Raw genomic sequence first — 21,782 nt, 5'->3', positions numbered from 1 at the left:
TCAAGAATAAATAATGGATATATGAAAAAGTCATCATTGATAGGGATTGCTTCCGCATTGGTAAAAAGCAGAAAGTTAAAATTGATTTTTGTAGGAGCACAATTTGCATATTTGGGCTATCAGCTGGTACGAAAAAGGAAACAAAAAAAGCTAGATGAATAATCCATATAAAATCCAAAAACTATTTCTGTAACAAAAACGATGGAATTGTTCGTATCCAAATAAGTTAAGCTTTTTGCAGAATAAGCCTAGCTTAAAATTATCTGAATAAAATGGCCACTGCCCCAATGGCCGTTACCAATAATATAAACCGTTTATAGTTTCTATCATTTATTCTTTTTACAATAACAACACCCAGAAAAAGCCCCATAAGTATTGGCGGTAATAGCTTTATGTTGATGAGTAACGTCTCTGGTGAAATTGTTTTCCAGACAAATAGATGAAAAGGAAGTTTAAATAGATTGGTAATTAAAAATAGCCACGCAGCCGTACCTACAAACTCATTTTTAGGTAAGCGCATTGCGAGAAAAAAGATATTGGTAAATGCTCCCGCCAAATTGCCGATCATAGTGCATATTCCTGCCGCAGTTCCAATTGAACCGGAAAAAAACCAATGTGTCGGTACGGAAAGAGATTTTCTCTTATCCCACCAAACCAGCAAACCCAAGCTTATAAAAATTACTACGACCATACCTAATTTAAACTCTCTATCAGGCAAATCTTTGCCAAGCAGCACACCCAATAAAATTCCAAAAAGCATCCACGGTAAAAATTTTAAAATATAGCTCCATTGTGTATGCCGGTTATAATAAAGAACGGCAAAAACATCACCTACTAAAAGCAACGGAATAATTAGGCCAGTGGACTCTTTGGCCCCAAATGCCAAAGCCATTAATGTAACATTGAAAACAGAAAGACCCTTAAGGCCTGCTTTGGATATTCCCACTAGAAATGCCGCAGTAGCGGCTATTGCCCATGTTACAATGGAGGAGTCAAACGTTGAGGCGAGATTCAAGAACAGGTGTTTGGTCAATAATGGGCAAAGGTATTTTAAAAAAAATTATACTTTAGCCGTCACCTAAACCAACTAAATGGATATTCAGACCTTAGATTACTGTATTATTTTTGGCTTCTTTGCACTGGTACTTTTTATTGGTATTTATGTTTCCAAAAAATCTGGTAAGAATACTACGGAATATTTTTTATCGGGACGAAATATGCCCTGGTGGCTATTGGGCTTTTCTATGGTGGCGACAACGTTTTCCACAGATACACCCAACTTGGTAACAGATTTTGTACGAACGGATGGAGTATCGGGAAACTGGGGCTGGTGGGTATTTTTGTTGACAGGTCTTTTAACGGTTTTTGTATATGCCAAACTTTGGCGGAAATCCAACGTGGCTACAGATATGGAATTTTATGATTTGCGCTATGGAGGAAGACCGGCACATTTCTTAAGGGGCTTCCGTTCTTTATATCTGGGCGTTCTATTTAATGTAATGGCAATGGCGGGAGTGACCTTGGCGGCCATTAAGATTGGGCAGGTCATGCTGGGGATTTCACCCTTACAGACCGTATTGATTGCAGGAAGCATAACCATGGCTTTTAGTGCCATTGGCGGTTTTAGGGGAGTTGTCTACACAGACTTCATCCTCTTTTTCGTGGCCATCGCAGGAGCGATAGGGGCGGCCGTTTATTTGGTCAATCTTCCAGAGGTAGGAGGGCTTTCCAATATTTTAAAGAATGATCTGGTGCAAAGTAAAATGTCCATCTTACCGGAATTTTCGGATACAGAGGCATTGATGACCATATTAGTAGTGCCTTTGGCCGTGCAGTGGTGGAGTGCTTGGTATCCTGGAGGAGAACCTGGCGGTGGCGGCTACATAGCCCAACGGATGCTGGCGGCTAAAAATGAAAATCATGCAGTTGGTGCTACGTTTTTCTTTAATATCCTTCATTATGCCTTGCGTCCATGGCCTTGGATTTTAGTTGCATTGGCATCGTTGGTGGTCTTTCCCGATTTGGAGAGTATACAAGTCGCATTTCCAAACATTGAAGAAAGCAAACTGGGCCATGATTTGGCATATTCCGCGATGTTGACCAAACTCCCCTCGGGTTTATTGGGTATAGTGCTGGCATCTTTGGGGGCAGCTTATATGTCAACTATTTCCACGCACTTAAATTGGGGCTCATCCTATGTAGTCAATGATTTTTATAAGCAACAGATCAATAAGAATGCTTCGGAAAAAGAGTTGGTCAATGTAGGGCGCATCACAACAATAATTTTAATGGTTTTAAGTGCCATTTTCGCCTTGGCCTTAACGAACGCCGTAGAATTGTTTGATATTATCATCATGTTTGGAGCAGGTACTGGACTGATTTTCATTTTACGCTGGTTTTGGTGGCGCATCAATGCTTGGAGCGAGATAGTGGCCATGTTTGCCTCTGGGTTTATTTCAATACTGTTCTGGCAGTTTGAGGCTGTTCTGTTTACTGGTGAAGCAGCCTTATTTCCAGATTGGGCAAAATTTCCGCTAGTGGTGCTGATTACTACTGTAATTTGGCTTGCGACTACCTTTTTGACAAAACCGGAAAGCGAAGAGGTGCTTCAAAAATTTTATGAAAAAACGAAACCAGGAGGCCCGGGATGGAGAAAAATTAGGGAATCCGCAAAAATCGACGACGGACAAAAATGGATGGTACCCTCGGGTATTTTGGCCATGCTTCTGGGCTGTGTTTTAGTCTACAGTTGCCTTTTTGCTACGGGCAATTGGATCTATGGCAATTATGAATTGGCGACAGGACTTACGGTCTTAGTTGTAGTATCAGCAATTGCGTTAAGAAAGGTATGGGGCAAGATGAAGGATATATTTTAATCAATTTCGCAACTCCAGCAAACGCGATACATATTTTCCGATTACATCAAATTCAAGGTTTACTATGGTTCCAGCTTTATAGGTATGAAATCCAGTATGTTTAAAGGTGTATGGAATTATAGCTACGCTAAAAGTATCTTTTTTTGAATCTACAACAGTTAAACTTACGCCATCTACCGTAATAGAGCCTTTCTCGATAGTAACATTGTTTAAACTAGAATCATATCGAAAAGTAAAAATCCAACTTCCGTCCATTTTCTCTGCAACAATACATCTTCCCGTTTGGTCGACATGGCCCTGGACAATATGCCCGTCCAATCTTGCACCAAGAATCATGGCACGCTCAAGGTTTACGGCATCCCCAACAACTAGATTCCCCAAACTCGTTTTATTTAACGTTTCTTCGATTGCAGTAACGGTATAGCAGTTTTCATTAACGGCTACAACGGTTAGGCAAACCCCATTATGCGCTACGCTTTGATCAATTTTTAGTTCCGAAGTAATATCAGAAGCTATACTGATATGTAGATTATCACCTTCCTTTTCCAGCTTTTCCACCTTGCCTAAAGTCTCGATAATACCTGTGAACATGAATCTTTTTAATTGAGTAGTTTTGTAGTGTAAAAGTAGTTATATCAGTATTGATTTATGAGCGAAAAGAGAAAAATAAAACTGGGTATATCAATAGGTGATTTTAATGGAATAGGGTGCGAAGTGGCACTAAAGACTTTTGAGGACCCAAGAATGATGGATTTTTGTACCCCTGTATTTTTTGCTTCGAATAAAATGATATCCCAGCAAAAATCAGATTTGGGCATAAATATCAGCTTTAATGGAATACGAAATGCATCACAGGCCATTGATGGTAAAATCAATGTGGTCAATGTCTGGAAAGAAACGCCAAAAGTGGAATTTGGAAAAGTTACGGAAGAATCAGGAAAATATGCAATAAAATCGTTACGTGCAGCTGTATCAGCTCTAAAGAACGATGAAATTAATGTTTTAGTGACTGCACCCATCAATAAAAACAATATTCAGGCAGATGATTTTAAATTCCCTGGGCATACTGATTATTTAGCTCAAGAACTTGACGGAGAAAGCCTAATGTTTATGGTAGCGGACACATTACGTGTTGGTTTACTTACGGACCATATAGCGGTTAAAAGTGTCGCCGAGGCCATAACCCCCAAATTGATAGAGAAAAAAGTGGAAATCATGGAAAAGTCCTTGAAAATGGACTTTAAGATACGTAGGCCCAAGATTGCACTATTGGGAATAAATCCTCATAGTGGAGATAATGGCACCATTGGGGAAGAGGATGAGAAAATCCTAAAACCCACCATACAAAAGTTGTTCGATAATGGTACTTTGGTATACGGACCTTATTCAGCGGACAGTTTTTTTGGTTCCGGCTCCCATAAAAGTTTTGATGCGGTTCTTGCTGCTTATCACGATCAGGGACTTATTCCCTTTAAAACGCTTTCCTTTGGAAAAGGGGTGAACTTTACCGCAGGATTGGTAAAAGTGCGGACATCACCAGACCATGGAACAGCTTATGAAATAGCAGGGGAAGGCAATGCAGATGAAAGTTCATTCAAGGAAGCTGTTTTTACTGCAATTCGGGTTTTCAAAAACAGAGAAGAGCATTTTGAACTAAACAAGAATCCATTGCAAAAACAAAAGGTAAAGCGAGCTGGTTAAACATTACAGGACTTTTTTTTATTTATCCGAATAGAATTGTAAATTATTAAATAAGTAGTATCTTTGCACCCGCCTTTACAGGCTGGTACACAAACCTTAAGTGTAAAAATGATGGAGCTAAAGGAGTTTTTTATTCCTTTTTCGGGATTAAAATTAGGAAAGCACGAGTTTAGGTACAATATTGACAATACGTTCTTTGAATCTTTTGATTACCAAGAATATAATGGTGTTTCCGTGCAGACCGTCGCCATATTGGACAAGATGAACAATATGATGGAACTGGATATTGAAGCAAATGGATCCGTAAATGTTGATTGTGATTTAACGGGAGAACCATTTGACCAACCAATTACATCGCAATTGCATCTAGTCATAAAATTTGGCGAAGAATACAACGATGAGAATGATGAAATTTTAATCATTCCCCACGGAGAATATCAAATTAACATTGCTCAGTACATTTATGAAATGTTGGCATTGGCGGTTCCGCAAAAGCGTATACATCCGGGAGTACTGGATGGTACGTTGAAATCGGATATCTTGGATAAGTTGCAAGAATTACAACCAAAAGAAATCAAAGAAGAATCAGAGGATACAGATCCCAGGTGGGACGATTTAAAAAAGTTACTAACGGACAAATAGGTTTATAATGGCACATCCTAAAAGAAAAATATCAAAGACCAGAAGGGACAAGAGAAGAACCCACTACAAAGCAACCATGCCGACTCTTGCGAAAGATTCTGTAACAGGAGAAATGCATCTGTACCACAGGGCTCACTGGCATGAAGGTAAATTATACTATCGCGGTCAGATTTTGATAGATAAAACAGAAGAGGAAACAGCGGCTTAACCGTAAACCCTTGAAAATATATGCACTCCCGTTTTTAAAAAGAGCGGGAGTTTTTTTATGTAGAAAGGTTAATTTCAAAAACAACTATGGTTTCACCAAAAAGTCATATAAAATGACTATTTTTCAACGTTTTTGGGTCAAATTTTAACTTTTTTGTCAAAAAAAGGCACTGATATGAAAAAACAAACAGCAGCAATTACAGCTGTGGGAGGCTATGTCCCGGATTTCGTTTTATCCAACAAAGTGTTGGAGACCATGGTAGACACCAATGACGAATGGATTACTTCAAGAACTGGAATTAAAGAGCGACGAATACTTAAAAAAGAAAATGCAGGCACCTCTTATTTGGCAATTAAAGCTGCCGAAGATTTGCTGAACAAAAGCGGAGTTGACCCAAAAGAAATAGAATTTGTGCTTGTGGCTACGGCAACCCCAGACATACCTGTTGCTGCTACCGCGGCATTTGTAGCTTCGGAAATTGGTGCGACCAATGCATTTTCCTATGATTTGCAAGCGGCCTGTTCCAGTTTTTTATATGGAATGTCTACAGCGGCCAGTTATATTGAATCGGGGAGATATAAAAAAGTATTGCTTATTGGGGCAGACAAAATGTCGTCAATTATTGACTATACCGATCGTACAACTTGTATCATCTTTGGAGATGGAGCAGGAGCGGTTCTGTTTGAACCAAATGATGAAGGCTTGGGACTACAAGATGAATATTTACGCTCAGACGGTGTTGGGCGGCAATTTTTAAAAATCGATGCAGGAGGGTCCATATTACCTGCATCAGAAGAAACCGTAAAAAACAAGCAGCACTATGTTTACCAAGACGGCAAATCGGTTTTTAAATTTGCAGTATCAAACATGGCCGACGTATCCGCACTGATAATGGATCGTAATGGTCTTAGTAACGAAGATGTACAGTGGTTGGTCCCACATCAAGCCAATAGACGAATCATAGATGCCACCTCTAAGCGAATGGGTCTGGAAGCTGATAAAGTGATGATGAATATTCATAGATATGGCAATACAACTTCAGCAACATTACCGTTATTGTTGTACGATTATGAAAAACAGTTAAAAAAAGGAGACAATCTTGTTTTTGCTGCTTTTGGAGGGGGCTTTACATGGGGATCCATTTATTTAAAATGGGCCTATAATTCTTAAAAAACTAAAACTAACTAAATTATATTCCATGGATATTAAAGAAATTCAAAGTTTAATCAAGTTCGTGGCCAAGTCGGGCGCCAGTGAGGTGAAGTTGGAAATGGAAGACATTAAGATAACCATCCGTACCGGAAGCGAACCTACTGCAACAGAAACTACTGTTTTACAACAAATCCCCGTAGCACAGGCACCATTAGCACCAGCAATGCCCAACACTGCCGCTAGTGAGCCAAATGCACCTACCGCAGAATCTTCTTCGAATGAAAATGAAGATTCAAAATATATTACCATCAAATCTCCCATCATAGGAACTTTTTACAGAAAACCGTCACCGGACAAACCTGTATTTGTTGAGGTGGGCAGCACAATCAATCCCGGGGATGTACTTTGCGTGATTGAGGCCATGAAATTGTTCAATGATATCGAATCGGAGGTTGCTGGTAAAATTGTCAAGGTATTGGTAGACGATTCCTCTCCTGTAGAGTTTGACCAACCACTCTTTTTGGTAGATCCTTCATAACCTTAAGTTTAGAAGTTTTGAGCTTTAAGTTTAGGGCGTATGCCACTGAACTGAAAAGTTACTAAACCATAAACTCTTAAACTAAAAAGTATGTTCAAAAAAATATTGATTGCAAATAGGGGAGAGATAGCACTTCGTATCATACGGACCTGTAAAGAGATGGGCATAAAAACAGTTGCCGTTTATTCTAAAGCTGATGAAGAAAGCCTACACGTTAGATTTGCGGACGAAGCTGTTTGTATAGGACCTGCACCAAGCCATGAGTCCTATTTAAAAATACCAAATATCATAGCCGCGGCAGAAATAACCAATGCCGATGCCATTCACCCAGGTTACGGATTTCTTTCGGAAAACTCCAAATTTTCGAAAATTTGCGCAGAACACGAAATTAAATTTATAGGGGCCTCTGGAGATCAAATCGATAAAATGGGTGACAAGGCAACGGCCAAGGAAACCATGAAAAAAGCAGGTGTACCAACCATTCCTGGATCAGAAGGATTGTTGAAGGATGTTGCCGACGCAAAAAAAATAGCCAAGAAAATGGGCTATCCCGTAATGATAAAAGCTACTGCTGGTGGAGGGGGAAAAGGAATGCGTGCCATATGGTCCGAAGATCAAATAGAAAGTAATTTTGAAAGTGCAGTTCAAGAAGCCACAGCAGCTTTTGGCAATGGTGGTATGTACATGGAAAAACTTATCGAAGAGCCCAGACATATTGAAATTCAAGTAGTTGGAGACCAATATGGAAAGGCCTGTCACCTTTCGGAAAGGGACTGCTCAGTGCAGCGTAGGCACCAGAAACTTACGGAAGAGACACCATCCCCGTTTATGACGGATAAACTCCGTGATGCTATGGGAAAAGCCGCGGTTAAAGCTGCCGAGTTTATACAATATGAAGGGGCCGGTACCGTGGAATTTTTAGTGGACAAACACAGGAATTTCTACTTCATGGAGATGAATACTAGAATTCAGGTAGAACATCCAATTACCGAACAGGTTGTGGATTATGATTTGATACGTGAGCAGATATTGGTCGCAGGAGGCGTACCCATTTCAGGAAAGAACTATTTCCCCAAGTTGCATTCCATCGAATGCCGAATCAATGCGGAAGATCCGTATAACCACTTTAGACCGTCTCCAGGAGTGATCACGACGTTGCATACTCCTGGCGGACATGGGATTCGCTTGGATACACACGTATACAGTGGCTACAGAATCCCTCCAAATTATGATTCCATGATTGCAAAACTGATAACTACGGCCCAAACAAGGGAAGAGGCGATAAATAAAATGCGTAGGGCACTTGATGAATTTGTGATAGAGGGAATTAAAACGACCATACCGTTCCATCGGCAATTAATGGACAATCCTGATTATCTGGCAGGAAATTACACAACTGCCTTTATGGATGATTTTGAGATAGACACCAAATATCAAGATTGATCACAGAATTTCTGGAGACGCTACCTTAGGTTCAGTATTCAGATAATTACTACATCTCAAGAGCTAAGAAACTAGATTATTATTTTTTTGGCTCTTGATCATTGATTTTGATACCTAGATGATTACCAACTTAGGGAAAAGTAATTTTTAAAACATGGATTTTAGCTATTGGGAGCAAAAAACATGGTTTTCCAACGTTGACTTTACAATCATTGGAAGCGGGATTGTTGGTCTCAATTGTGCATTGAACCTTAGAGATAAATATCCTACAAGTAAGATTTTAGTGCTGGAAAAGGGAATGTTGCCAAACGGTGCCAGCACCAAAAATGCTGGTTTCGCTTGCTTTGGAAGTATTTCCGAAATTTTATCGGACTTAAAAACCCATACAGAGCAAGAAGTTGTTGGTTTAGTTCAAAAACGGTGGGATGGCATTCTACTTTTAAGACAAACCTTGGGAGACAAGGCTATAGGGTTTGAAAAGAATGGAGGCCATGAACTTTTTCTGACCATGGATTTTGAACGATATGAGGAGTGCTTGGATAAAATCCAAGAGCTAAACACCTTGCTCAAGCCAATATTTGGACAAAGCCCCTTTGTGAAGAATAACAATCTTTTTCAGTTTGAAAAGATTAAAGAGCACTATATCACGCATCAATTTGAAGGGCAATTGGATACAGGAAAAATGATGTCGGCATTGATACGAAAATGTCAAGAAAAAGAAATAACTATATTGAACGGGATAGAAATTGAAAGCCTAGAAGATTCCGAAAATTTCACCACTTTAAAGACTAATTTTTTTGAATTTAAATCCAAAAAGACGTTTGTTGCAACCAATGGTTTTTCTTCAAAGCTTTTAAAAACCAAAAGAATTAAGCCCGCCAGAGCACAGGTTTTAATTACAAAACCTATTGAAAATCTCAAAATTAAAGGAACTTTTCACTTTGATGAAGGGTATTATTATTTCAGGAATATTGATAATAGAATTCTTTTAGGTGGTGGCCGCAATCTCGATTTTAAGACTGAGACAACCGCTTCTTTTGGAGAAACATCCATTGTTCAAAATAAACTTGAAACATTTCTTAAAGAAGTAATCATACCAAACCAGAATTTTGAAATAGACCAAAGATGGAGCGGAATAATGGGAGTTGGACCACAAAAGACCCCAATCGTTGAACAATTATCCAACAACGTTTATTGCGGCATCCGTCTGGGAGGAATGGGCATTGCTTTGGGTAGCCTTGTTGGCAAAGAACTCGCGGAGCTAGTGGAGTAATCATCCTTGGGACAAATTCACTAATATTAAAATTCGCTGAAAAATTCGTGCCAATATATGTGCAGCGATCCAAACACAATAGTCGACAAGCTATAGCAAATCAAGCCCAGAGAGACTAAATCATTCTTCCGTCCAACAAGTTGATGATACGCGAACCATATTTCGCATTAATTTCTGAATGTGTGACCTGGATAATGGTAACACCTTCATTATTGAGCTGTTTGAACAAATCCATGATCTCTTCTCCTTGTTTGGAATTCAGGTTACCTGTAGGCTCATCGGCCAGAATTAATTTCGGACTTGAAATCAATGCGCGTGCAACCCCTACCAACTGCTGCTGCCCTCCACTTAACTGGGCTGGGAAAAGGTCTTTTTTACCCACAATATTAAATCGGTCCAACATATCGGCAACCATGGCTTTACGCTCGGAGCCTTTAATTTTTTTGTATAATAAAGGCATCTCTAAATTTTCTTTGACCGTTAATTCATCCAATAGATGGTACGACTGAAAAACGAACCCTATATACTCCTTATAAAGTTTGGCACGGTCTTTTTCTTTTAATGTATGTACAGAATCTTCCAAAAAATGATATTCTCCTTCGTCAAAGCCATCCAACATTCCGATGACGTTCAATAATGTGGATTTTCCGGAACCGGAGGGCCCCATAATGGATATGAATTCTCCTTCTTCGATTTTGAGATTGATATCTTTCAATAAAAATATACGTTGGCCACCGGAGTTTACCCACTTAAAAACATTGTTCAATTGTAAAAGCATAGTGTTCAATTTATTCTGTCCGTAAACTTTTTATTGGATTGGATTTAGCGGCTTTTATAGCTTGAAAGCTTACCGTTAAAACTGTTACTGCCATAGCACCCAACATGGCCAATGCGAAAATCCACCATTTTAGGATGACCCTGTACGGGTATTCTTGTAACCAACCATTCATCACATAATACGCAATGGGCACAGCGATAAAGCAAGAAATTATGACCAACTTTAAAAAGTCTTTGGATAACATGTTCCATACATTGAATACCGAAGCTCCCAATACTTTTCTTACCCCAATTTCTTTGGTGCGCTGTTCTGCCACAAAAGAAGTAAGACCGAACAGTCCAAGACAACTAATTAAAATGGCTAGTGCCGTAAAAATTCCTGATAATGTTCCAATCCGCTGTTCCGCAGCGAATTTTTCACTGTATTCTTCATCGATAAAATCATATTGAAATGGAATTGCGGGAAAGTTATCCTTAAATACACGTTCAATTATGGCAATGTTTTGGTTTGCGCTTTGATCGGGATTTAGACGCATATTGTAATAGCTCGATTCATTTTCCCTATCAAATACATACATGCCCTGTTTTACAGGTTCATAGGGTGATTGGGCAATCATATCCTCGACCACTCCAATTATTTTGAGTGGCGGGTCGGGGTTTTCTTCATCACTATCCCGAATAAGTTGTCCAATAGGATTTTCAAAGCCCATATATTTAACGGCGGTCTCATTGATAAGGACGCCGAGGGAATCGGTTGCCATATCCCTATTAAAATCTCTTCCTTGTACAATTTTTAAATTCAAGGATTTAGCGTATTCGGGAGATACTTCGGTCCAAGCCAAATCTTCTTGAAAGCCTTCCGGTTTTCCTTCCCAGTCAAAACCACTTCTGTTAGACCATATTCTTGTTGTGGGACTGCTAGAAGATGACATTTCCACTACTGCACCGGAAGCTATAAACTGCTCGCGCATCAATTGATATTTACCCGTAAAATCCTCGCTGAATGTCGGTACTTGAATCAAGCCTTCTTTATCATAACCGATCGGTCTGTTTTTTGCATGATTGATTTGCTGCATTACGATAACTGTTCCAATAATAAATGCCACAGAAACCGTAAATTGAAGCACGACCAAGATTTTTCTTGGCAACCCGGAATATTTGCCTGCTTTAAAAGTTCCTTTCAAAACATCGACAGGCTTGAACGAAGAAAGATAAAGCGCAGGGTAACTACCGGCCAATAAGGCAGTAAGCAAAATAAATAAAATAGATATTATCCAAAACATAGGATTTCCCCATGGAAATTCAATTTCTTTTCTTGCCAGTTCATTAAATCCATTTAAGGAAAGTAATACAATCAAAACCGAGATAACAAATGCAAAAGCCACTACCAAAAATGATTCACTTAAAAACTGGTTGATCAATTGTCCTCTTTGCGACCCAATTGATTTTCTAATACCAACTTCCTTAGCACGTTTTTCGGACCTAGCGGTACTGAGGTTCATAAAATTGATACAGGCCAAGAGCAATACAAAAACTCCAATAATTCCAAAAAGCCAAACGTATTTTATTCGCCCGCCCACCTGTTTGCCATTCTCAAAATTGTTGCGGAGATGCCAGTCATCCATGGGCAATAAGAAAATCTGTGGATTAAATTCTGCAGTATCCTCATTTGAATTTTTCTTTACATCTATGATGGTATTAGTTACCCTTTCCATTGTAGTATTGTCCGCAATTTTTGCAAAAAGCTGAAAAGAGTTGTTGCCCCAATTATCCAACGAGTTTTCAATCCACTCGTTTGTTGCAACGTAGTGTTTCCATGGCATTATGAACTGTAATTCGTTAAAGGAGCTATTGTAGGGCATATCTTCATAGACAGCGGAAATCATCATATCATGCTCGCTGTTCACCTTAATAACTTTTCCAATGGGATTTTCTGAACCAAAAAGCGCACTTGCCGTAGATGCACTGAGCATAATGGCATTGACTTCTCTAAGCCCATCTTTTTCTCCCTTTATAATTTTGAGTTCCAACAATTCTGGCGCATCAACTTGCATGAAATTGCCAAAGCGTGCAATATTGGTTTCTTTGTATTCCAAATATTGCTGGTTGGTCCAAGAGGACATTACCAATAGCTCAAAGTTATCGTTGTATTTTTCTCTTAAGGTCGGTTCTAATGGGAGTGGAATAGCGGGCCCGGTACCTGTATTGTTATTGAAGGTCTGCGATTGGAAGACTTGAGCGATCTTATGCTTGTTTTTAAAATAGTTGTTATGGCTAAGTTCATCGTTAATCCAGAGACCAATTATGAGTGTAACTGCCATACCCAAGGCCAGACCACCAACATTGATAATAGTGTAACCTTTATTTTTTGTTAGATTTCTCCACGCTATTTTTAAATAGTTTTTAAACATGATTGTATCTTTTTGATGATGATTTTATTCTGTCCGTAAACACTTTACAGGGTTCTGCATAGCCGCCTTTATCGTTCTTGATCCCACTGTCAGAATTGCTATGGCCATTGCCAAAAACCCTGCCGCAACAAAGAACCATATACCTAAATCTATCTTGTATGCATAAATATCAAGGAATTGTCGCAAAAACCACCAAGCAATCGGTGAAGCAATTAAAAATGAAATCAACACTAATATCAAAAACTCTTTGGTTAACAGTACGGCGATTGAAGAGATGCTCGCCCCCAATACTTTGCGTACGCCGATTTCTTTAGTACGTTGGGATACTATTAAAAATGACATTGCAAAAAGTCCGATACAGCTTAGGGCTATTGCGATAATTGAACCACTGGTTATCATGTTTGCCATAGTTTTTTCCTTGTGGAAGGTATTATCGATATTTTCGTCTAAAAATGAGCCTAGAAACTCAGCATTCGGCTCTATTTTTTTCCATGCCTTCTCAACGGCTTCAAATGTATTTGCCATATTTACTGGTGCCACTTTCACAAAAGCATAAGACAGGCTTGAATCTTTATTCAAGAAAAAAGTCAAGGGTTTGATCGATTTTGAAATGTCCTGAAAATTATAATCTTTTACAACACCGATAACCGAATAGCGAAGGCTATCGCTCATGGGGAAATAACCTGTTAACGGGTCGGATTCCCCCATTTCTTTTGCCATACTTTCATTAATCACTACACTTTGTGTATCACCTGAATAGTTTTTATCAAAGCTGCGACCTTGTACGAATTCCAACCCTAAGGTTTCAAAATAATCATAATCAACCGCCAAAGCATGGGTGCTGACCCCCCTACCTTTATAATCAAAACCCCAAATGCTGGTGGACTGGCTTCCGTCTTTTCCCCTGCCCAAATTATTGTCAGAAGCGGTGACTTTCAAAATATCCGGATTGCCCGAAAGTTCGCCCCGTAACAACTGAACGGCTTCATATGGATTTTTTTTACCATCCAATGGAAAAGAAAGTACGTGTTCTTTATCAAATCCCAGATTTTTGTTCCGCATAAATTCTACTTGTCCCCATAATACGAACGTTCCGCTAATAAGTAGAATGGCAATACTGAACTGAAAGATCATCAATACGTTCCGAACACGATTACTGCCCGAAGTTTCCAATTTCCCTTTTAGGGATTGAATGGTACCCAATCTACTTAATAAGAGCGCAGGATACCCACCTACTAATAATGTTATAAAAAACACAAATGCCAAACTTCCTAAAATAACCAAAGGCGATGTCAACATATTTAATGAAATATTTGTTTGGAACATCGTCTTAAAAGTATCGACCAATAACATACTAATAAGAACACCAATAGCCACCGAGACTAAGAAAACGAATAGACTTTCGCTCCAAAACTGAAAGAACAAGTGTTTTTTCTTTGCTCCCAAAGTCTTTCGCATACCAATTTCCCTGAGGCGTTGCGAACTTTTTGCAATACTCATATTGATGAAGTTTACACAAGCAATGAACAAAATGAGAAAGGCCACCCCTAAGATAAGATAGGGAACAATTCTAATAACGTCAGCGTAGCCTTTTTTAAAACTTGTAAAGTGAACGTCCTTAAAAGGTAATAATTTTAATTGCCTGAATAATCCATCCTCATTGGCTACAGCACCATCGCGCTTTAGATTTTCTATGGACTCCTTATAATGTGAGTTCATGAAAGTGTGGGTACTTTGCTCAAACTGTTTTGGCGATACCCCGTTTTGAAGTAGTAGATAAACTTGATGGTAACGGGCGCTCCAAGCTTCTTTATTTTCGGCATAGCCCACATGGTTCTCAAACGGAATAGCAATTTCAAACTCCAAACTGTTCCGAGTGTCGTGATTTCCTACTACGGATGCTACGGTAAAAGGTTCTTCTTTTCCATCGATTAGAATATGAATTGTTCGACCTATTGCTTCGGAACTACCGAAAAGTTTATTCGCAGTACTCTCAGTAACGACCACTAAGGACTTCTCTTCCAATGGATTGTTCTTATTGCCCCTTAAAACAGGAAAGGTAAACATCTCGAAGAAATCGCTGTCGACCCATACCGCATCAAGATTTATTTCCTTTTCACCATAAGTGGTCAAAGCTTCTTGTTCAAGAAAACGTGTAATCTTTTCCACCCCTGGAACTTCTGTTCTTAAAGCATTGGTAAAGGGTGCTGGCTGACTCGTTCCCGCTTCAGTTCCTTTTGGGACTTGCTCCGTCCAATATGTTTGATAAAGTCGATTTCCATTCTCATGAAAGCTGTCGTATGAAAGTTCAAAGAAAGCGGCCATAGCCAGTAAAATTACCACAGCAAAAGCGATAGAAAGTCCGACAACGTTCAATAGTGTGAAGACCTTATCTTTCGCTAAGTTTCTCCAAGCGATTTTTAAATAGTTCTTATACATGATTCTCGTTTTACTTGTGCCAAGATTGTTTCAGCTCAGGTTGATGATTTTACTCGGTCCGTAAACTTTTTACGGGATTGGCTACGGCCGATTTCAATGATTGGAAACCGACCGTTAGAAATGTTATTATAACTGCAAATCCTCCAGCGAGTACAAATACCCACCATTTAATCTCGATACGGTAAGTAAAATCTTCCAGCCAATCTTGCATAAAATAATAAGCAATGGGAGAAGCAATTAAAAAGGCGATGCCTACCAATTTTATAAAGTCTTTGGTCAGTAATTGTACTACTGAATTGATGCTGGCCCCAAGTACTTTCCTAATACCGATTTCTTTTCTTTTTTGTTCGGCTACATAGGATACAAGGCCAAAAAGACCTAAGCAGCTGATCAATATGGCCAGTATGGTAAAGACTACAGAGATTTGGCCCAAGCGCTTTTCTTCGTTATAAAGCTTTTCTACTTCTTTGTCTACAAACACATAATCAAAAGGAACATTTTGTACGGTAGCTTTCCATTGCTTTTCCAAACCTGCCAACAAAACTTCATAATTGTCGCTTTGGGTTTTTAGAAACAACCAATTTGGCGACTCTTCCTTGTATAGAAAAAGTGGTGCGATTTTCTGCTTCAAAGATGCAAAATGATAGTCTTTGACCACACCGATAATCCGCATTTCAGAAGTTTCATCACCAAAACTTTGTACAAGTCTTGAGCTCAAGGCATTTTCTTCCTCAATATTAAAGGCCCTCAATGTGGCTTGGTTTACTATAATTTGATCTATAGTGTCAGCTGGTGTAAAATCCCTTCCTTTTACAAATGGTATGTTCATGGTTTCAAAATAGCCATCGCTGACCCCATTGCGTTTTACAATGGTATTGTTTTCACGATTTCCTCCTGGTAGATATAATCCATTATCGGACAAAACCACTTCTGAAGGGGCATAATTTCCGCTGGATACATGCAACACTCCAGGAATGTTCAGGAAAGCGGATTTTAAGGACTCAAACTTACTGGATGCCGCATCCGTACCAATCCGTAATGCAAGTAGGTTATCTTTCTTAAAACCCAAATCCTTGCTTTGGGCAAACCTAAACTGTTGGGTAATGATGATAACGGCCGCAACTAGACTTATGGAAACAATAAACTGGAACACGACCAGCGCTTTTCTAAATGTTCCGCTACCTGATTGTAATAGGGTCATATTTTTTAAAGCCCTTATAGGTTTAATAGAAGAAAGCACAATTGCAGGATATATTCCAGCAACCAATCCAGTTAATATTCCTATTCCTAATAATAGGGTAATAATTTTCCAGTTGAATACATCTTGATACCCCAAGCTTGCTTGTGTAAGCTCATTTAATAAGGGAAGCAATAAAATTGTGACCGGAATGCTTATCAGCACGGAAAAAAGGGATAGAAGTAATGATTCCCCCAAGAATTGTCGCATTAAACTATTTTTACCGGCACCCACAACTTTGCGAACCCCTATCTCCTTAGCTCTTTTTCCTGCTCTGGCAGTACTTAAATTAATAAAGTTGATGCATGCTACCAGTTGAATGAAAATTGCCAAGGTCAATAAAAAATAGAGGTATTTAATGTTGGAGACCTCATGAATCTGATTTTTTCGCCCCTTGGAATGCAAGTTGATGTCACGAACGTTCTTTAGCAATAATTGTTTATTGGTCATTCCTGCATTGGAGAGGTCTTTTGCTCCCCTTTCATGAATAAAATCTTGCAGTTTGTCCTGTAAATTTTGGCCACTACTATTTTTAGCGATTTTCACATAGCTATAAACAAAGTTATTTGTCGCAAAACTTTCAAAGTTTTGGACAAAGGTTCCCATTCCCGGGGTACTCATGCTTACGATATAATTTGGGTCTAAGTGGGATTTCGCATACGATTCATCAAAAACCCCTTTAACTGTTAACGTTTGAGCATCCTCACCACTTCCCCATAGAACAGCTTTGCCCAAAGCTTTCTGATTACCGAACAATTTATTCGCTAAGTATGAAGAGAGTACTAATGTGTTTGGTTCTTTTAGGGCGGTTTCTTTATTTCCTTCTATGAATTTATAAGTAAAAATTTTGAAAAAAGTAGAATCGGCCATATAAACCCTAGGTTCATAATAAGCATCTTCGCTATCCGCTGCACTTATTAAATTACTGTAGAAAACATCGGTTAATACAACACGTGTAGCTTCTTGAACTTCTGGAAAATCCTCTTTTAGGGCAAAAGCTATAGGTGGTGATGCAGCAGCAGTGTCAAAACTCTCCTTTCCGTCTCTTTCTATAATAGTCTCGACCCTATAGATGGATGCTGCATCCTCATGGTGCTCATCATATCCCAATTGTGAAAAGATATATAACAGGATGGAAAGACAACTGATTGTTCCAATGGTAAGTCCCAATAGATTTATGACCGTTTGCTGTTTATGTTTTGTAAGATTTCTCCAAGCGATTTTAATATAGTTTTTAAACATGGGATTTCGTTTTTTTGATGAATTTATTCTGTTCTTAAGCTTTTTACGGGACTTGAAACGGCTACTTTTAATGTTTGATAGCCTATGGTAATCAACGTGACAACCATTATGGCAACAATAGCGATGGCAAAAAACCACCAATGTATCTCTGTCCTGTACGTATATCCTTGAAGCCATTGTTCCATTAAATACCATGCTATGGGAGTGGCAAGAATACCTGCTACAAGAATAAGTTTGAAGAAATCCACGCTAAACAAGGCCAGGATATTAGTAATATTACTTCCCAATACTTTCCGTATCCCAATTTCCTTGGTTCGCTGCCCCACAAAAAACAGTATGAGCCCATAGAGGCCGAGACAACCAACTAAAATTGCCAATCCGGAAAACGCTTTGGAAAGTGAAAGATAACGTTGTTCCGTTTGGTATTGTTCGGCAACCCTTTCATCCAAAAAGTGATGTTCATAAATATACCCAGGGAAGGCTTGGGACCATTCATGGCCTATTTGTTCTAAAGTTAAATTTGTACTTTGATGATTTATTTTTAGTGCAATCTCTCCGTACCAATCTGTTCTTGGAGCTATAAAAACAGGTTCTATCTGTTCCGTAAAACTGGCATTGTGAAAATTGCGAACGACACCTACTATAGTTCCCTTAACATCGCCTCCATTTGCCTCAAAGGGTTTTCCCAACAATTCTTCAGGAGATGCCAATCCTAGTTTTTCTCCAAATTTTTCGTTGACCAGAACTTCCGTTATTGTATCGGCCCTAAAGAAATTCCTGCCAGCAACCAAAGGGATATCAAACGTATTCAAATAGTTTTCATCCCCAACTTTTACTTGTATTCCAAATTCTTCATTCTCCGATCTATTATTGTATTTTACATTGGTTCCCCAATTACTGTCTGCAGCACCTGGACTCCCCAAGCAGGCAGTAACGTTTTTAACCCCTGGGATTTCCGCCAAACGTTCTTTTAAACTGTTGAGTTTTATGTTTTCCAAATCTGCAGGGATTTCTACCATAACAATGGATTCCTTATCGAACCCCAAATCGGTATTTACGGCATAGTCGATTTGCCTGGAAATAATCAATGTAGCGGCAATAAGGGTAATGGATATGGCAAATTGAGCAACGACCAGAACTTTTCTTGTTTTTGTTCCGCCTGTATCGTTATGGTTCAGTTTTCCCTTTAGTGCAAGTACCGGAACAATACGGGACATTAGTATTCCTGGATAACTTCCTGAGAGAAAGGACACCGTAATCAACACGAGGAGTAAAAAACCTATGAATTTATAATCCAACAAGCTTCTCCATGACAATTCCAATTCAAAAAGTGAATTTAATGAAGGAAGAAAGAGTATCGCCAATCCAATTCCTAAAAGTATAGCAAACAAGCTGATCACGAATGTTTCGGATAAAAACTGCCAGAACAAATGTTGTTTAAAACTCCCGAGCACTTTACGTACCCCTATTTCTTTTGAACGATAAAAAGCTTGTGCTGTGGATATATTGATAAAATTGATACAGGCTATTGTTAATAGGAATAATCCAATAATGGCAAAGACCCATAAAAGTACCGGGTCAAGCCCGCCATAAAGAGGATTAAAATGCATATCTGAAAGCGGTTGTAGTTTGTACGTATGCTTATTTTTGCTTTTTGGCCGATGCATTTTAGGAAGTTCCAATAATACGTTTTCAATACTGGAGATATCCTGATTTGGTTTAAGGAGGGCATAACACTCCAAGTTGCTGGTGATACCGCCCCAACTTTCATTTGCAGCAAACTCAAAGAAATCCACTAGGTTCTCGAAGGAAATGAAAACCTCATTTTCGAGAAAAGTAGTTTCTGGGATATTTTTTAAAATACCTGTTATCTCTATAGTTTTGTCATTTTCCAAAACGAAGGTCTTGCCGATTACATCTACAGTGCCGTAAATTTTGTTTGCCCCGGATTCAGTAATAACAGCTGTATTTGGAGCGGATAGGGAGACGTTGTTATTATTGTTCAGTAAAGGAAAGTTGAAGATTTTAAAGAAGTCCTCTTCTACAAAATAAACATCCTCTTTAAACTTATTGGTTTTGCCATTTTTTTCAACGTCAAGCACCATACCGTATCGGGTCACAATTTTTGCGACTTTTTCGGCATAATCATAATCCTCCCTAAAGGTTTTTGCGAACGCTGGAGGAACGCTTGCGTCATACTCAATTTCATCTGACATCTCCTCGGTGACCATTCTATAAATTCGGTCAGAATTGTCGTGGAAATTGTCAAACGATAAATGATAGCTCAAGAACAGGTAAATTAAGATGCTACTGCCAAAACCAATGGCAAGGCCCAAAATATTTATGGCAGTAAAGACCTTTCTTTTTAAGAGATTTCTCCAAGCAATTCTTATATAGTTCCTAAGCATGATGATTGTTTTTTGATTGGCCCCTTACTCTGTTACCAGTTGGTGGCATATTTGATTGATGAATAAACTCCTCTTTTTTAGATCATAGCACCCATAGGTTTGTTCTGGCTTTCGGTTACTATTTGACCGTCGAATAAATTGATGACTCTATGGGCATAATGTGAATCCCTGTCCGAGTGCGTCACCATAACTATGGTAGTGCCCTCTTGGTTTAGCTCTGTAAGCAGGTTCATAACTTCGATACCGTTTTTGGAATCCAGATTACCCGTAGGCTCATCTGCCAAGATTAATTTTGGATTGGTAACAACTGCCCTTGCAATGGCAACCCTTTGTTGTTGACCCCCGGAAAGTTGTTGTGGAAAATGCTTTTTACGATGGGCAATTTTCATCCGTTCCAACACTTTTGTAACCTTCTCTTTACGTTCGGCTTTGTTCATTTTTAAATAAATAAGCGGTAATTCCACATTTTCAAAAACAGTAAGCTCATCAATGAGATTAAAACTCTGAAAAACAAAACCAAGGTTTCCTTTACGTAATTGGGTACGTTGGCTCTCTCTAAGGCCTCCAACTTCGTGTCCGGCAAACTGATAGCTTCCCTCAGTTGGATTGTCGAGCATTCCTATGATATTTAGGAGCGTGGATTTACCACATCCCGATGGGCCCATGATAGCAACGAATTCTCCTTCAGCGACCTTTAAAGTCACATTGTTCAATGCCAGTGTTTCTACCTCCTCCGTTCTAAAGCTCTTTTTCAGATTTTGTATTTGTATCATTATTTTAGTGTTAGTATTTAAAGTTTTTTGAAAGCCTTTGTATTAAAGACCTGCTATTTTGATTTTAGTTTCAGTTTTATTTACTCTTTGCAAGAGTTTGGCAAAGATTATATGGTCCCAGCTCTATTTCGTAATCTTCATCGTCCTCTATAAATTGAACAGTATTTAAATTGAAATAGACTTTATGAGGAGAGAAATTTTCCGGCAAATAGTCCTTGGTATCAAAACCGAGTTCCAAAGCTTCGTCCTCAACATAATTAATCGAGCGTATGCTCACGTCTTCTGAATAGGCATCAAATCCTTCAGGCAAGTTATACGCAGAATCAAAATCGAGTTGTAATGCATTTTCATCTTCTATATAAACCACTGAATTTAAATCGAAATAAATTTTATATGGGTTAAAATCTTCAGGAAGATAATCCTCGGGATTGAAACCCAAAATAACTACTGGTTCTTCCTCTATGAACTGAATTTCACTTATTTTTAATTCGTGCAAACCATCTCTTGTTTCAACATCTTTTGAATCTTTTGCCGTAATGTTGTGGCTTACTTCTATAAATCTGTCAACACTTTGTTGGTTTTCGGCTACGGCAGTACTGGCAATGAGTACACATCCATAAATCATTAATAACTGTTTCATTTTTGATTGAATTTTTTGATTG

At 38.8% G+C, this 21,782-nt stretch carries 18 protein-coding genes; 9 read left to right on the top strand and 9 right to left on the bottom strand.

Going from position 1 to position 21,782, the window contains the following annotated elements; all coding sequences use genetic code 11:
• Positions 1-21: 21 nt before the first annotated feature.
• The gene (locus HME9304_RS16935) at positions 22-162 is read left to right on the top strand and encodes a hypothetical protein (protein WP_164674788.1); all 141 of its coding nucleotides are present in this window, start codon (positions 22-24) and stop codon (positions 160-162) included.
• A gap of 97 nt (positions 163-259) precedes the next feature.
• Here the strand turns inward: HME9304_RS16935 and HME9304_RS07155 are convergent, their stop codons facing one another.
• Positions 260-1,033 (bottom strand): sulfite exporter TauE/SafE family protein, encoded by a 774-nt coding sequence (locus HME9304_RS07155; RefSeq protein WP_239023413.1) that lies wholly within the window; start codon positions 1,031-1,033, stop codon positions 260-262.
• Between the two features lie 58 nt (positions 1,034-1,091).
• On the opposite strand from HME9304_RS07155, the gene HME9304_RS07150 reads away from it, so the two are divergent.
• Positions 1,092-2,876 carry a sodium:solute symporter family protein gene (locus HME9304_RS07150; RefSeq protein WP_112377932.1) on the top strand — a complete coding sequence of 595 codons (1,785 nt, stop codon included), beginning with the start codon at positions 1,092-1,094 and terminating at the stop codon, positions 2,874-2,876.
• Here HME9304_RS07150 and HME9304_RS07145 read toward each other — a convergent pair whose 3' ends face one another.
• Positions 2,877-3,467 (bottom strand): riboflavin synthase, encoded by a 591-nt coding sequence (locus tag HME9304_RS07145; RefSeq protein ID WP_112377931.1) that lies wholly within the window; start codon positions 3,465-3,467, stop codon positions 2,877-2,879.
• 57 nt (positions 3,468-3,524) lie between these two features.
• Between HME9304_RS07145 and pdxA the strand changes: the two genes are divergently transcribed.
• The 7 genes from pdxA (at position 3,525) to HME9304_RS07110 (ending at position 9,833) form a co-directional block, all read left to right on the top strand.
• A complete protein-coding gene (pdxA, locus tag HME9304_RS07140) occupies positions 3,525-4,577 on the top strand; it encodes a 4-hydroxythreonine-4-phosphate dehydrogenase PdxA (protein ID WP_112377930.1) in 1,053 nt (350 codons plus the stop codon).
• A gap of 108 nt (positions 4,578-4,685) precedes the next feature.
• Positions 4,686-5,219 carry a YceD family protein gene (locus HME9304_RS07135; RefSeq protein ID WP_112377929.1) on the top strand — a complete coding sequence of 178 codons (534 nt, stop codon included), beginning with the start codon at positions 4,686-4,688 and terminating at the stop codon, positions 5,217-5,219.
• 7 nt (positions 5,220-5,226) lie between these two features.
• On the top strand, positions 5,227-5,427 hold the full coding sequence (gene rpmF, locus HME9304_RS07130) for a 50S ribosomal protein L32 (RefSeq protein ID WP_112377928.1): 201 nt from the start codon (positions 5,227-5,229) through the stop codon (positions 5,425-5,427).
• A gap of 174 nt (positions 5,428-5,601) precedes the next feature.
• Positions 5,602-6,597, top strand: a complete 996-nt coding sequence (locus tag HME9304_RS07125; RefSeq protein WP_112377927.1) for a beta-ketoacyl-ACP synthase III — start codon at positions 5,602-5,604, stop codon at positions 6,595-6,597.
• A gap of 28 nt (positions 6,598-6,625) precedes the next feature.
• A complete protein-coding gene (gene accB, locus HME9304_RS07120) occupies positions 6,626-7,117 on the top strand; it encodes an acetyl-CoA carboxylase biotin carboxyl carrier protein (protein ID WP_112377926.1) in 492 nt (163 codons plus the stop codon).
• 90 nt (positions 7,118-7,207) lie between these two features.
• Positions 7,208-8,560: an acetyl-CoA carboxylase biotin carboxylase subunit gene (gene accC / locus HME9304_RS07115; RefSeq protein WP_112377925.1), complete on the top strand. Its 1,353-nt coding sequence runs from the start codon at positions 7,208-7,210 to the stop codon at positions 8,558-8,560.
• A gap of 154 nt (positions 8,561-8,714) precedes the next feature.
• Entirely contained in the window at positions 8,715-9,833 is a 1,119-nt protein-coding gene (locus HME9304_RS07110) for an NAD(P)/FAD-dependent oxidoreductase (RefSeq protein ID WP_112377924.1), read from the top strand.
• 115 nt (positions 9,834-9,948) lie between these two features.
• Here the strand turns inward: HME9304_RS07110 and HME9304_RS07105 are convergent, their stop codons facing one another.
• From HME9304_RS07105 to HME9304_RS07075, 7 genes are all read right to left on the bottom strand, one after another.
• Entirely contained in the window at positions 9,949-10,611 is a 663-nt protein-coding gene (locus HME9304_RS07105; RefSeq protein WP_112377923.1) for an ABC transporter ATP-binding protein, read from the bottom strand.
• A gap of 10 nt (positions 10,612-10,621) precedes the next feature.
• Positions 10,622-13,021, bottom strand: a complete 2,400-nt coding sequence (locus HME9304_RS07100; protein ID WP_112377922.1) for an FtsX-like permease family protein — start codon at positions 13,019-13,021, stop codon at positions 10,622-10,624.
• A 24-nt stretch (positions 13,022-13,045) separates the two neighbouring features.
• Entirely contained in the window at positions 13,046-15,460 is a 2,415-nt protein-coding gene (locus tag HME9304_RS07095; protein WP_112377921.1) for an FtsX-like permease family protein, read from the bottom strand.
• A 49-nt stretch (positions 15,461-15,509) separates the two neighbouring features.
• Positions 15,510-17,939, bottom strand: coding sequence for an ABC transporter permease (locus tag HME9304_RS07090; protein ID WP_112377920.1), 2,430 nt, complete (start codon positions 17,937-17,939; stop codon positions 15,510-15,512).
• A 23-nt stretch (positions 17,940-17,962) separates the two neighbouring features.
• Positions 17,963-20,347 (bottom strand): ABC transporter permease, encoded by a 2,385-nt coding sequence (locus HME9304_RS07085; RefSeq protein ID WP_112377919.1) that lies wholly within the window; start codon positions 20,345-20,347, stop codon positions 17,963-17,965.
• A 77-nt stretch (positions 20,348-20,424) separates the two neighbouring features.
• Entirely contained in the window at positions 20,425-21,120 is a 696-nt protein-coding gene (locus HME9304_RS07080) for an ABC transporter ATP-binding protein (RefSeq protein ID WP_112377918.1), read from the bottom strand.
• Between the two features lie 76 nt (positions 21,121-21,196).
• Positions 21,197-21,760, bottom strand: coding sequence for a hypothetical protein (locus tag HME9304_RS07075; RefSeq protein WP_112377917.1), 564 nt, complete (start codon positions 21,758-21,760; stop codon positions 21,197-21,199).
• Positions 21,761-21,782 lie beyond the last annotated feature (22 nt).

Origin of the sequence: Flagellimonas maritima (assembly GCF_003269425.1) — a bacterium.
In the GTDB taxonomy this organism is placed as follows: Bacteria; Bacteroidota; Bacteroidia; order Flavobacteriales; family Flavobacteriaceae; genus Flagellimonas; species Flagellimonas maritima.
Note: the sequence above shows the minus strand (reverse complement) of the source record. Positions and strands in the feature narration are given on the sequence as shown.

Excerpts from the sequence above, each read along its gene's own strand:
- HME9304_RS16935 (WP_164674788.1), top strand. The coding sequence starts at position 22 with ATGAAAAAGTCATCATTGATAGGGATTGCTTCCGCATTGGTAAAAAGC.
- HME9304_RS07150 (WP_112377932.1), top strand. The coding sequence starts at position 1,092 with ATGGATATTCAGACCTTAGATTACTGTATTATTTTTGGCTTCTTTGCA.
- HME9304_RS07145 (WP_112377931.1), bottom strand. The coding sequence starts at position 3,467 with ATGTTCACAGGTATTATCGAGACTTTAGGCAAGGTGGAAAAGCTGGAA.
- pdxA (WP_112377930.1), top strand. The coding sequence starts at position 3,525 with ATGAGCGAAAAGAGAAAAATAAAACTGGGTATATCAATAGGTGATTTT.
- HME9304_RS07135 (WP_112377929.1), top strand. The coding sequence starts at position 4,686 with ATGATGGAGCTAAAGGAGTTTTTTATTCCTTTTTCGGGATTAAAATTA.
- rpmF (WP_112377928.1), top strand. The coding sequence starts at position 5,227 with ATGGCACATCCTAAAAGAAAAATATCAAAGACCAGAAGGGACAAGAGA.
- HME9304_RS07125 (WP_112377927.1), top strand. The coding sequence starts at position 5,602 with ATGAAAAAACAAACAGCAGCAATTACAGCTGTGGGAGGCTATGTCCCG.
- accB (WP_112377926.1), top strand. The coding sequence starts at position 6,626 with ATGGATATTAAAGAAATTCAAAGTTTAATCAAGTTCGTGGCCAAGTCG.
- accC (WP_112377925.1), top strand. The coding sequence starts at position 7,208 with ATGTTCAAAAAAATATTGATTGCAAATAGGGGAGAGATAGCACTTCGT.
- HME9304_RS07110 (WP_112377924.1), top strand. The coding sequence starts at position 8,715 with ATGGATTTTAGCTATTGGGAGCAAAAAACATGGTTTTCCAACGTTGAC.
- HME9304_RS07105 (WP_112377923.1), bottom strand. The coding sequence starts at position 10,611 with ATGCTTTTACAATTGAACAATGTTTTTAAGTGGGTAAACTCCGGTGGC.
- HME9304_RS07100 (WP_112377922.1), bottom strand. The coding sequence starts at position 13,021 with ATGTTTAAAAACTATTTAAAAATAGCGTGGAGAAATCTAACAAAAAAT.
- HME9304_RS07095 (WP_112377921.1), bottom strand. The coding sequence starts at position 15,460 with ATGTATAAGAACTATTTAAAAATCGCTTGGAGAAACTTAGCGAAAGAT.
- HME9304_RS07090 (WP_112377920.1), bottom strand. The coding sequence starts at position 17,939 with ATGTTTAAAAACTATATTAAAATCGCTTGGAGAAATCTTACAAAACAT.
- HME9304_RS07085 (WP_112377919.1), bottom strand. The coding sequence starts at position 20,347 with ATGCTTAGGAACTATATAAGAATTGCTTGGAGAAATCTCTTAAAAAGA.
- HME9304_RS07080 (WP_112377918.1), bottom strand. The coding sequence starts at position 21,120 with ATGATACAAATACAAAATCTGAAAAAGAGCTTTAGAACGGAGGAGGTA.
- HME9304_RS07075 (WP_112377917.1), bottom strand. The coding sequence starts at position 21,760 with ATGAAACAGTTATTAATGATTTATGGATGTGTACTCATTGCCAGTACT.